General features: G+C 64.6%; 11 protein-coding genes and 1 tRNA gene. 6 read left to right on the forward strand and 6 right to left on the reverse strand.

What is annotated here, in order from left to right:
* Positions 1-31 precede the first annotated feature (31 nt).
* The 4 genes from proB to rplU form a co-directional block, all read right to left on the reverse strand.
* Entirely contained in the window at positions 32-1,213 is a 1,182-nt protein-coding gene (gene proB / locus LCW13_RS16315; RefSeq protein WP_225347391.1) for a glutamate 5-kinase, read from the reverse strand.
* A gap of 203 nt (positions 1,214-1,416) precedes the next feature.
* Complete coding sequence (cgtA, locus tag LCW13_RS16320; RefSeq protein ID WP_043335967.1) at positions 1,417-2,613, reverse strand: Obg family GTPase CgtA; 1,197 nt, start codon at positions 2,611-2,613, stop codon at positions 1,417-1,419.
* A 125-nt stretch (positions 2,614-2,738) separates the two neighbouring features.
* A complete protein-coding gene (gene rpmA / locus LCW13_RS16325) occupies positions 2,739-2,996 on the reverse strand; it encodes a 50S ribosomal protein L27 (RefSeq protein ID WP_043335969.1) in 258 nt (85 codons plus the stop codon).
* 33 nt (positions 2,997-3,029) lie between these two features.
* A complete protein-coding gene (gene rplU / locus LCW13_RS16330; protein ID WP_043335971.1) occupies positions 3,030-3,341 on the reverse strand; it encodes a 50S ribosomal protein L21 in 312 nt (103 codons plus the stop codon).
* Between the two features lie 283 nt (positions 3,342-3,624).
* Between rplU and ispB the strand changes: the two genes are divergently transcribed.
* From ispB to LCW13_RS16345, 3 genes are all read left to right on the forward strand, one after another.
* A complete protein-coding gene (gene ispB, locus LCW13_RS16335) occupies positions 3,625-4,614 on the forward strand; it encodes an octaprenyl diphosphate synthase (RefSeq protein ID WP_131432825.1) in 990 nt (329 codons plus the stop codon).
* A 242-nt stretch (positions 4,615-4,856) separates the two neighbouring features.
* A tRNA-Pro gene (locus LCW13_RS16340) sits at positions 4,857-4,933 on the forward strand.
* A 136-nt stretch (positions 4,934-5,069) separates the two neighbouring features.
* Positions 5,070-5,300 (forward strand): hypothetical protein, encoded by a 231-nt coding sequence (locus LCW13_RS16345; protein ID WP_225347392.1) that lies wholly within the window; start codon positions 5,070-5,072, stop codon positions 5,298-5,300.
* 35 nt (positions 5,301-5,335) lie between these two features.
* On the opposite strand, the gene LCW13_RS16350 is transcribed toward LCW13_RS16345, so the two are convergent.
* Positions 5,336-5,596 (reverse strand): hypothetical protein, encoded by a 261-nt coding sequence (locus LCW13_RS16350; RefSeq protein ID WP_225347393.1) that lies wholly within the window; start codon positions 5,594-5,596, stop codon positions 5,336-5,338.
* Between the two features lie 198 nt (positions 5,597-5,794).
* Between LCW13_RS16350 and LCW13_RS16355 the strand changes: the two genes are divergently transcribed.
* The 3 genes from LCW13_RS16355 (at position 5,795) to LCW13_RS16365 (ending at position 10,713) form a co-directional block, all read left to right on the forward strand.
* Positions 5,795-6,652 (forward strand): TlpA disulfide reductase family protein, encoded by an 858-nt coding sequence (locus LCW13_RS16355; RefSeq protein WP_225347394.1) that lies wholly within the window; start codon positions 5,795-5,797, stop codon positions 6,650-6,652.
* Positions 6,653-6,790: 138 nt separating this feature from the next.
* A complete protein-coding gene (rapA, locus tag LCW13_RS16360; RefSeq protein ID WP_225347395.1) occupies positions 6,791-9,733 on the forward strand; it encodes an RNA polymerase-associated protein RapA in 2,943 nt (980 codons plus the stop codon).
* Positions 9,734-9,951: 218 nt separating this feature from the next.
* A complete protein-coding gene (locus tag LCW13_RS16365) occupies positions 9,952-10,713 on the forward strand; it encodes an RluA family pseudouridine synthase (protein ID WP_225347396.1) in 762 nt (253 codons plus the stop codon).
* Positions 10,714-10,733: 20 nt separating this feature from the next.
* Here LCW13_RS16365 and LCW13_RS16370 read toward each other — a convergent pair whose 3' ends face one another.
* Positions 10,734-11,669: a TIGR01777 family oxidoreductase gene (locus tag LCW13_RS16370; RefSeq protein WP_225347397.1), complete on the reverse strand. Its 936-nt coding sequence runs from the start codon at positions 11,667-11,669 to the stop codon at positions 10,734-10,736.
* Positions 11,670-11,791 lie beyond the last annotated feature (122 nt).

An 11,791-nucleotide genomic window follows, 5' to 3' on the forward strand; every position in this document is an offset into this window, starting at 1 on the left:
GCACAGAGCCAGGAAGCAGGCCTCATGGGTGCTACAGCACGATGAGGTTGTCGCGGTGGATCAGTTCCGGCGCCTCGATATAGCCCAGCGTCGCCTCGATCTGATGACTGGGCAGGCCGAGAATCCGTCCGGCATCTTCGGCGCTGTAATTCACCAGCCCCTTGGCGATGCGCTGGCCGGATTCATCGACGCACTGCACCAGATCACCGCGCTTGAAGGCGCCCTCGATCTTCCTGACGCCCACCGGCAACAGGCTGGAGCCACGCGTGGTCAACACATTGACGGCGCCGGCATCCAGCGTCAGGGTGCCGCGCACCTGCAGCTGCCCCGCGATCCAGCGCTTGCGCGCCGCGATCGGCGCATGCTCCGGCAAGAGGAGCGTGCCGAAGCGCTCACCGGAAGCCAGCCGGGTGATCACCTCGGGCTGACGACCAGAGGCGATCACGGTCAATGCGCCACTGCGCGCCGCCAGACGCGCCGCGCGCACCTTGGTCGCCATGCCACCACGGCCGAGCACGCCGCCACCGCCGGCCACCTTGACCAGTATCGGGTCATCGGCCTGGGCTTCCTCGATCAGGCTGGCCGCCGGATCATGACGCGGGTCGGCATCATAGAGGCCTTCCTGATCGGTGAGCAGCAACAGCGCATCGGCCTCGAGCAGGTTGGCGACCAGCGCGCCGAGGGTGTCGTTGTCGCCGAAGCGGATCTCGTCGGTGACCACGGTGTCGTTCTCGTTGATCACCGGCACCACCCGCAGGTCGACCAGGGTGCGCAGCGCCGAGCGTGCATTCAGGTAGCGCTTGCGGTTGGAGAGGTCATCGTGGGTCAGCAGAATCTGCGCCGTGGTCAGGCCATGACGATGAAAATGCTCTTCATAGCACTGGGTCAGACCGTTCTGACCGACCGCCGCTGCCGCCTGCAGCTCATGCACACCACTGGGGCGTGCCGTCCAGCCCAGCCGCGACATGCCGACCGCGATCGCCCCGGAGGACACCACGATCACCTCGACACCCCGCGCGTGCAGCGCCGCGATCTGATCGACCCAACGGCCGATGCCGGCATCATCCAGCCCGCGGCCGTCATCGGTCAGCAGCGCACTGCCGATCTTGACCACCACGCGTCGTGCATTGGCCAAGGCCTCGCGCCCCGTCTGAGTACCCAGTTCCGCCACTTCCGCCACCTTCTGCTCCGACACCGCGCTCTCTCCTGTCATGTAATCCCTCGCCCGGCAGGCTCTGCCTCCCTGCTTGCCATTGTCTGCTCCCGCCAGCCCGCTGTCATCACTCCTCGCCGGCCCCGACAACGAAAACGCCCCGCCGCGAGACCATGAGGTTCGGGGCGGGGCGTGAATCGCGAAGCGGGTCGCTCGTCACTCAGTGGCTGCCACGCAGGACAGCCACCGGACGAACTGAGACCTCAGGGCGCGTATTCGACTTCGACGTCGTAATCGTCGTCATTGAAGTCGTCATCGTCCTCTTCTTCGTCATCCTTCTTGCGCTTGCGACGTGTCAGGCGCTCTTCAGCGCGCTCCAGCGACTCGTTCTCCATGCGCGCCAGCAGGGCGGCATGTGCCTCGGCAGCTTCCGGATCTTCCGCCAGCTGCAGGCGTTGCTCGCCCAGCCAGCGGTGAGCGGCCTGCACCAGCTCCTGAGTGCCGATACCGCTGGCCGCGGAGACGACGAACAGCTCGCCCTCCCAGCCCAGGCGCTCGACGAGGTCCTTGACCATCGCGTCGCGATCGTCCTCGGGCAGCAGGTCGATCTTGTTGATCACCAGCCAGCGCGGCAGCTCCGTCAGTGCCGCGGAGAAGTTCTTGAGCTCCTTGAGGATCGCCTCGACCGCATAGGCCGGGTCGCTCTCGTCAAAGGGCGCAATATCCACCACGTGCAGCAACAGGCGCGTACGCGTCAGGTGCTTGAGGAAGCGCAGACCCAGGCCAGCGCCGTCAGCAGCGCCTTCGATCAGACCGGGGATATCGGCCATCACGAAGTGCTGGTGGCTACCGATCTTCACGACACCGAGGTTCGGCACCAGGGTGGTGAACGGGTAGTTGGCGACCTTGGGCTTGGCGGCGGAGACGGCGCGGATCAGCGTCGACTTGCCGGCATTCGGCATGCCGAGCAGACCGACATCTGCCATCACCTTCATCTCGAAGCGCAGGTTGCGACGCTCGCCCCAGGTTCCCTTGGAGGTCTGGCGCGGCGCGCGGTTGGTCGAGGACTTGAAGTGGATGTTACCCAGACCACGACGTCCGCCCTGCGCGACCAGCAACAGCTGACCGATTTCCGTCACGTCACCGATGATCTCGAGGGTTTCCTCGTCGATCACGGTGGTGCCGACCGGCACCTTGACGATCAGATCCTCGCCCGCCTTGCCTGCCATCTGGCGGCCTTGACCGGCATCGCCGCTCTCCGCCTGATAGTAGCGCTGGAACTTGAAGTCGATCAGGGTATTGAGGGAGTCATCCCCGATCAGGTACACACTGCCGCCGTGCCCGCCGTCGCCCCCATCGGGACCACCGCGCGGCACGTATTTCTCACGGCGAAAACTCAGGCAACCATTGCCGCCACGTCCGGCCTCTACAATGATCGACGCTTCATCAAGGAACTGCATGCTGCTCTCTCCTGACGACGACCCGGGCCGTCATGCGACAAAAAAGCCCCGCCTGAGCGGGGCTTCCTTGCAGACTGCCATGCGACACCGGGGCATCGAGCAGTCTGCGTAAGCTGTCAGACGTTTCAGGCAGAAACGATGCTGACGAACTTGCGGTTCTTCGGACCCTTGGTCTCGAACTTCACGTGGCCGTCGGCCAGCGCGAAGAGAGTGTGGTCCTTGCCGATGCCGACGCCAGTACCAGCGTGGAAACGGGTGCCGCGCTGACGCACGATGATGTTGCCGGCGATAGCCGCTTGGCCACCGAACAGCTTCACACCAAGGCGCTTGGATTCAGAATCGCGACCGTTGCGGGTAGAGCCCGCCGCCTTCTTATGTGCCATTGGATAATTCTCCTATGGTGGGTAGCGCTGCAATTAAGCAGAGATACCAGTGATCTTGACTTCGGTGAACCACTGACGGTGGCCCGCACGACGCATGGAGTGCTTCCGGCGACGGAACTTGATGATGGTGACCTTGTCGCCACGGCCGTGAGACACGACCTCGGCAGAAACCTTGGCACCTTCAACCAGCGGAGCGCCGACCTTGATGTCGTCGCCTTCAGCGACCATCAGGACTTCGTCAAACTGGATAGCTTCGCCAGTCGCGACTTCAAGCTTCTCGAGCTTCAGGGTCTGGCCTTCCTGAACGCGGTACTGCTTGCCACCGCTCTTGATAACTGCGTACATGATTCTCTCCATCGGACTCATCAAGGGTGTGCTCTTGGGTGGCCTGCTGCGAGTGGCGCCCCTTCTGGAGCCATCTGACAGGGAGCGGGATGAGTCACGGCCGCGTATTATAGCGCCACGTGCCGCGACCGACAAGCAATGTCAAGGTTTACGCGACCAATCGGCCGCCAGCCAGCGTCCTTGCGCGGGTGCACGCCTTGACGGCCATAGGGGTGCCCCATAGCATTACCGCCAAACGGCACGCCACGGCGGCCTCACCTCTCGCTACGGGCACGACGATCTCATGCAAGCCGACGCATCGACCCTTCACGCGGCAGTGGCAGATGACTTCGCCGCCGTCGACCGCACCATCCTCGCGCAGCTCGAGTCGCGCGTGCCGCTGGTCCAGACCATCGGTCAGTACATCATCCAGAGTGGTGGCAAACGCCTGCGCCCGGTGCTGGTGCTGCTGGCAGCCCGCGCGCTGGGTTATCAAGGCGAGAAACACGTTCATCTGGCCGCGCTGATCGAATTCATGCACACCTCGACCCTGCTGCACGATGATGTCGTGGATGAATCCAGCCTGCGGCGTGGCCGCTCCACCGCCAATGACACCTGGGGCAATGCGCCTTCGGTACTGGTCGGTGACTTCCTCTATTCGCGCTCCTTCCAGATGATGGTCGAAGTCGGCTCGATGGACGTGATGGCGATTCTCTCCGCCGCCACCTGCACCATCGCCGAGGGCGAAGTCCTGCAGCTGACCAATATCGGCAATGCCGACATTGATGAAGCCGCCTACTTCGAGACCATCCACGGCAAGACCGCCATGCTGTTCGAGGCGGCCGCACATGCCGGCGCGATTCTGGCCAGGGAAACCGACGACACCGTCACCCCGGCACAGGTCAGCGCGCTGCAGAACTATGGCCGCTACCTGGGCCTCGCCTTCCAGCTGATCGATGATCTGCTCGACTATCAGGGCGATGCCGAGACCATGGGCAAGAACGTCGGTGATGACCTGGCCGAAGGCAAGCCGACCCTGCCGTTGATTCGCGCCATGCAGGTCGGCAGCCCGGCCCAGGCCAGTCTGGTGCGCGGCGCCATCGAGAAAGGTGGACTGGAGCAGCTCGACGAGGTACTGGAAGTGGTGCGCCTCACGGGGGGCCTCGACTATACCCGCAGCCGTGCTCAGGAGATGGCCGACAACGCCCTGAGCGAGCTCAAGGCACTGCCGGAGAGCGAATTCCGCGACAGCCTCGAGCGCATCGCGCTGTTGAGCGTCGGCCGCCAGGCCTGATACCCGCATGACGATGGCCTGCCTGGCAGGTCGTCAGCCAGTGGGTCAGTCAATCCATCATGACAGCAGAAAACCGCCGCCAACGTGGCGAGAAGCGCTGGCAGAATGAGGTGAAGAGAAGCGCGCTTCTCGACAGCGGAATTGCCCCTTGAGACTCAGATAAAACTTTTTGACCTCAAGGGCTTGCAAAGCAAAGCTGCCTGCGTATAATTCACCTCCGTCGAGACAAGCTCACGACGCATCGGAGTATAGCTCAGCTTGGTAGAGCGCTGCCTTCGGGAGGCAGAGGTCGTAGGTTCGAATCCTGCTACTCCGACCAGATATATGAAAAAGCCGCTGATCACTGATCAGCGGCTTTTTTGATGCTGGAAGGTTTTTCCTGCCTCACAAGCCTGCTTCTGCTTGCTCGCGTCTGCGACGCGCTCCCCAACGCGCTACATCCCTCAGAGTGCCCCATGCACACACTGCGTCTTGCCTTGCTGTCCCTGCTGCTGACCTCACTGCTCTCCGCCTGCGCCAGCCCGCGCGCCCAATGGGAAAAGCCCGGCGCCAACAGCACACAAGCCCACAGTACCTATGCGGGCTGCCAGTACGAGCTTGGCCTGACCGACAAGTCCGCCAACGAGGAGCAGACACTGCTGAAATACTGCATGGAGCGCGACGGCTACCGGCTGCAAAGTTACTGATTCATGGCGCGCACTGAACCGTATCGAGCGGCGAGTCAGTCGGACATCCAGCTGTCACTCGCCTTGCGGGCCCGCTCGCGACCAGCACGTTCACGGTCGCGGCGGGCCTTTTGCTTGAGGTAGTAACTGCGCAGGCCAAGGCCGAGACCGAAGGCCAGCATCAGGGCGAATACCAGCCCCTGCCAAGGGCGGGCGGCATCGCCAAGCCAGGTCTCCAGCGCGACGATGGCGATCAGGCCGCTGGCCTGACTGGCAACGGCGATCGCACGGCTACGGTCATAATGATGTGACAACATGGGGATATCCTTGGAGCGTCCTCGGCGGCAGAGCCATGCTCAGCGCGCGAGGCGTGGATGTCGAAGTCCGTCGATTATCGCATACTCGAGCCTCGCGACTGCAGCGCCTGCCGAGCGTTTGCCAAGCGCCTGCCACACGCAGGCCGACAGGTATTGCTGCCCTGAACGCTCCCCCGGACACCGCCAGAGGATAACCGCATGGATGCCATCGCCCTGGGCCCTGCCTTGATTTCCGTCGAACGCCTCTATGCCTTCGTGGCAGCCCTGGTGATGCTGATCGAGTTCTCGCTGCTGATTCGTCTGCTGGCACGCATGCACGCCAGGGGCACGACCGCGCCCGCTCACGATTCTCCCCCGCTGAGCCCCTCGCGCTGGTTCAATCGCATGCTGGTCAGCTGGGTGATCGGCGCGCGCCTCACTCATGTCGCGCTGCACTGGGCAAGTTATCAGCAGGCACCGCTGGATATCCTCAAGCTATGGCAACCGGGCTACCACCTGCTCGGCGGCATGCTGGCCGCGACCCTGGCCAGCCTGTGGCTGTTGCGCCGGCATGGCGCGATTCGCCAGGTCATCGCGCTGGGCAGTCTGACCCTGGGGCTGACCGCCTTCCTCGGCCTCAAGCAACTCGACCCGCTGGGCAATGACTCCGCCATCGAGGCAATGCCTGCCATCACCCTCAATCATCTGGACCGCCGCCCCGTGGCACTGAATGACATCCAGGACGAGCGCGTGATCGTCAATCTATGGGCCACCTGGTGCCCGCCCTGCCGGCGCGAGATGCCACTGCTGGCAGAGGCTGATCAGAGACCCGGCGTCACCGTGGTACTCGCCAATCAGGGCGAGCAGGCACTGGCGGTGACCCGCTTTCTGAAAAGCGAACAGCTGACGCTCGAGTACGCGCTGCTCGACCCCGCCATGCAACTGATGGCGCTGGCCGAGGCGCAGGGACTGCCCGCGACCCTCGTCTTCGATGGCGACGGACAGCTGATCGAGCGTCATATCGGCGAGCTGAGCCGCGCCCAGCTGGACGCCCTGCTACCGGAGTCGCGGCCATAGAGCGACACGCTGGTGGCCTCGCTCGGCACGACAAAGACGCTCGCCACAAGAAAAGGCGCTTAAGCCACGGCGTCTGATCCGGTAAGATACCGCGCCCCTGTATTCCCGATTCCCGTCTTTGTCCTACCCCGAGGCTTCATGAGCGACTTCATTCCCGGTCAGCGCTGGATCAGTGACGGCGAGGCTGATCTCGGCCTTGGCACCATCCTCAATGTCGACTTCCGTACCGTCACCGTGCTCTTTGCCGCCAGCGAAGAAACCCGAACCTACAGTCTGCGCGAAGCGCCCCTTACCCGGGTGGCCTTCGGCAATGGCGACCGCATCCAGTCCGACGATGGCGAATGGCTGGTCGTCGATGACTTCAAGGAAGTGCGCGGCCAGATCGTCTACATCTGTGAACGCAACGGCGAGCATGCCGGCGAGCTCATCGAGCTTCCCGAAGCCCGCCTGAACGACAAGATGCAGTTCAATCAGGCACGTGATCGCCTGCTGACCGGCCAGGTCGACCGCAATGACTGGTTCGACCTGCGCTACCGCACCCTGCGCCACTTCCATCGTGTCGAGCAGAGCCCGGCGCTGGGCCTGTCCGGCCCCAAGGTCGATCTGGTGCCGCACCAGCTCTACATCGCCGATGAAGTCTCGCGCCGTCACGCGCCGCGCGTACTGCTGGCCGATGAAGTCGGCCTCGGCAAGACCATCGAAGCCGGCCTGATCCTGCACCGCCTGCTGCTCAGCGGCCGCGCCAGCCGTGCGCTGATCCTGGTACCGGCGAGCCTGACCCACCAGTGGCTGGTCGAGATGCTGCGCCGCTTCGCGCTGGATGTCTCGCTGCTCGACGAGGAGCAGTGCAAGGCCTACGGCACGCGCAACCCCTTCGAAGGCAACCAGATCATTCTGGCCAGCCAGGACTGGCTGTTCGCCAACCCGTCGCGTCAGGTCCAGGCTGCTGCCTGCGATTGGGACATGCTGATCGTCGATGAGGCCCACCACCTCGACTGGAGCGAAGACAAGGTCGGCCCGGGCTACGCCTGTGTCGAATCCCTCGCTCGTCAGACCGCCGGTGTGCTGCTGCTGACCGCCACACCGGAGCAGATGGGACTCGAGAGCCATTTCGCGCGCCTGCGCCTGCTCGACCCGGAGCGCTATCACGACATCGAGCGCTTCAAAGCCGAGGAACAGGGCTATGTCGCCGTCGCCAGCGCCATCGATGCCCTGGAAGCGCTGCCCGCCGATCAGTCCGGTCTCGACAGCCTCGCCAGCGTGCTGGATGACAGCGACAGCCGCGCCCTGCTCGACACCCTGATGGACAGCGATGCCGACGATGCCCAGCGCGACAGCGCGCGTCGCCAGCTGCGCGACCAGCTGCTCGACCGCCACGGCACCGGCCGCGTGATGTTCCGCAACTCACGCACCCATGTCGCCGGCTTCCCCGAGCGTCGCCTGCACGTCCACGAGCTTGAGCTACCCTCCTCCTACCGTCGCGTGGTACGCAAGCTGGAGCGTGACGAGGACTATCTCGATGACCTGCTGATCGAGACCGGCATGAACCACCCCGAGGTGGTGCTGTTCCTCGACGAGATGTATCGCGCCCTGCCCGATGACCGCATGAACGCGGAGCCCTGGTGGCAGATCGACCCGCGCGTCATGTGGCTGCTGGAAACCCTGACCGACCTCGGCAACGAGAAGGCGCTGGTGATCTGCCATACCGCCGATACCGCGCGTGAGCTGTCCGAAGGCCTGCGCGTGCTGGGCGGCGTGCATGCACCGGTCTTCCATGAGGGCATGAGCCTGGTCGAGCGCGACCGTGCCGCCGCGGCCTTCACCTCCGAAGAGGAAGGCGTGCAGCTGCTGGTGTGCTCGGAAATCGGCTCGGAAGGTCGCAACTTCCAGTTCTGTCACCACCTGGTGATGTTCGACCTGCCGGTACATCCGGACCAGCTCGAACAGCGCATCGGGCGTCTGGATCGCATCGGTCAGCAGTTCCCGATCGAGATCCACGTGCCGGTCTTCGAAGGCTCGCCGGGTGCCCAGCTGCTGCGCTGGTACCGTGACGGCATGGATGCCTTCAGCGCGCCGCACGGCATCGGCAGCGAGCTCTACGCCCAGTTCGGCGACGAGCTGGAAGAAGCCCTGCTCGACAGCGAAGAGATCGACAGCATCATCGAGCAGACCCGCGAGCGCTTCGACGCCCTGCAGGAAGAGCGTCAGTCCGGCCGCAACCGCCTGCTGGAACTCAATGCCTGCCGTCACGAGCGCGCCGAGGAAGTCATCGCCGCCATCGAGACGCTGGACAACGACAAAGCACTGCCCGGCTATCTGGAGCGCGCCTTCGACATCTTCGGCATCGAGAGCCGGGACCTCGGCGACGGCATCACCTATCTGGCACCGGGCCCGCACATGCTCGACGGCCTGCCGGGGCTGGTGAAGGGCGAGGAAGGCTTCAGCGTCACCAGTGACCGCGCCACCGCGCTGTCACGCGAAGACGTGCAGCATCTGTCGTGGGAGCACCCGCTGGTACGCGAGATGCTGGTCCGCATCCTGGATGGCTCGATGGGCAACACCGCGCTGGCGCTGCTCAAGCACCCGGCGATTCCCGGTGGCCGCCTGATGACGGAAGTGGTGTTCCGCACCCAGTCCACCGCGCCGCGCGGCCTGCGTCTGGGCCGCTTCCTGCCGCCGACCGCCATCCGTGTCCTGCTGGATGAAACCGGCAGCAACCTGTCCGACAAGGTCTCCTTCGGCGGACTGGCCAAGAACCTCAAGCCAGTCAAGAAGGCGGTCGCGCGCGACCTGATCAAGCAGAACCACGCCACGCTGCGCAAGCTGATGAGTGATGCCGAACAGGAAGCCGAGCGCGAACTGCCGACCATCGTCGAGCAGGCCCAGCAGCAGATGCGCGAGCAGCTCAGTGCCGAACTGGCGCGCCTGGAGGCCCTGGCCAGCCATAACCCGGCCGTGCGCGAGGAAGAGCTCGAAGCGCTGCGTCAGGAGCGTGCCGCACTGGATGGTGCCATCGAGACCACCCGTCTGCGTCTGGACAGCGTGCGCGTCATCGTCACCGTGGATGCCCACGAGCGTTGAGCTGACCGCAGGCGTCAGTGATGCACCTGAAACGCCCCACCTGCCATCGGCAGGTGGGGCGTTTTGCCGTGTGCGCCAGCGACAATGGCCCGCTGGACTTGCCAGATCGACCAGCGGCCGCGACGATGCCATCGCCTGCGCTTCGCGATTCGCGGCCCATCACTTTCGTTGCATCCCTTTCGTTTCACCCTATCGTTTCATTACTACAGAGCACCCTCATGGCGAGATCATATCCAGAGAGCGACGAGGCAGCGTCAGGGCAGAGCTGGCAGGGAGAGCGCCTGGCCGAGGAAGGCGAGCGTGTCGCGAAGGTGGGGCTATCGCTGCTGGCGGCGGGCGATGACTGGTGGGCCATCGACAAGCCGGCCGAGCTGCCCTCGGTGCCGGGGCGTGATCCCTCGCGCTTCGACAGTGTCCATTCGCGCCTGTGCCAGCTGAGCGACGATACCCGCGCCGTGCACCGTCTGGATGTGGCGACCTCCGGGGTGCTGCTGGTGGCGCGCAATGTCGAGGGCCAGCGGCGGCTGTCGCGGCTCTTCCAGTCGCGCACCATCGAGAAACGCTATCTGGCCGTGGTGGCAGGTCATCTCACGCCCGCCGAGGGCAGTATCGCCCTGCCGCTGCGCTGTGACTGGCCACGCCGCCCGCGTCAGATCGTCGACTTCACGCATGGCAAGTCGGCCCTGACGCATTATCGGGTCGAGCAGCGTCTGACGCTCGAGGGCCAGCGCCCGGATGGTACGCCTCAGACCCTCGCCGCCAGTCGTGTAGCACTGACACCGCATACCGGGCGCTCACACCAGCTACGCCTGCATATGCTGGCGCTCGGCCATCCGATCATCGGCGATGGCTTCTATGCGCGCGGAGCGGCACTCAATGCCAGCCCGCGCCTGTTGCTGCATGCGGCGCGCCTGGTGATTCCGCCAGCCAGCGACGGCGAGGCACCGCCACTGGTGCTGGAAGCGCCGCTGCCCTTCTAGCGTCGCCTTGCTGCCAAGGCTCACTTGCGTGACAGGATATCGGCGAAGGCCACGTCGAGGGTCGGGTAGTCGAAGGTGAAGCCGGCAGCCAGCAGACGCGCCGGCACCATGCGGGCGCCTTCCAGCAGCAGGGTGCTCATCTCCCCCAGCCCCAGCTCAAGCGCCTTGGCCGGCAGCGGCAGGATCGCCGGACGCCCCAGACCGCGAGCCAGAGCGTGGGTGAAGCCCATGTTGGTGACCGGATGCGGCGCGCTGGCATTGAAGGCGCCGCTGAGACTGTCATCCGCCAGCAGACGCTCGATGATGCGAATCATGTCGTGGCGGTGGATCCACGGCATGTAATGGCGTCCATCGCCCAGCCGTCCTCCGAGCCCGAGCTTGAAGGGCGTCAGCAGCTTGGCCAGCGTGCCGCCATCGGCCTCCATCACCAGGCCAGTGCGGATGATGGCCAGCCGCACGCCGTATTCGGTGACGGGCATGGCGGCCGCCTCCCAGTCGCGACACAGGCGGTGATTGAAATCGTCGTGGGGCGTCGCCTGCTCGTCGATCTCGACATCGTCCGGCTCGCCCGCCCTGGGCTGTGCGCCGTAATAGCCCATCGCCGAACCGGACACCATCACCTGCGGCGGATGGCCTTCGGCGGCCAGCTGCTGACACAGCATCACCAGATGCTCGGTGGCCTCCAGCCGCGAACGCCGTAGCTCACGCTTGTGATCCTCGCTCCAGCGCCGCCCGGCTATCGACTCCCCCGCCAGATTGACGATGCCCTCAGGCTGCCAATCCTTGAAGGCCAGTGACGAATCCGCCGCGACCACCGTCAGCCCCAGGTCGGCAAACTGGCGCTCAGCACGCTCCGGGCGGCGCGATACGACCGCCAGCGAGTGGCCCGCAGCAGCCAGTGACTGACACAGCGCCTGGCCGACGAACCCCGTTGCACCTGTTATCAATATTCGCATGTTGCCCTCCTCGGCGATGAAGCATCGAGTGTGCCGACTTCCGCCATAAATCTATACTTATATTGTACAATTATGCGCAAGAAGTTAACTTTAGCGTATCTGCTGTCGGGTCACATGACGAC

The organism is Cobetia amphilecti (assembly GCF_020217465.1).
Taxonomy (GTDB): domain Bacteria; phylum Pseudomonadota; class Gammaproteobacteria; order Pseudomonadales; family Halomonadaceae; genus Cobetia; species Cobetia amphilecti.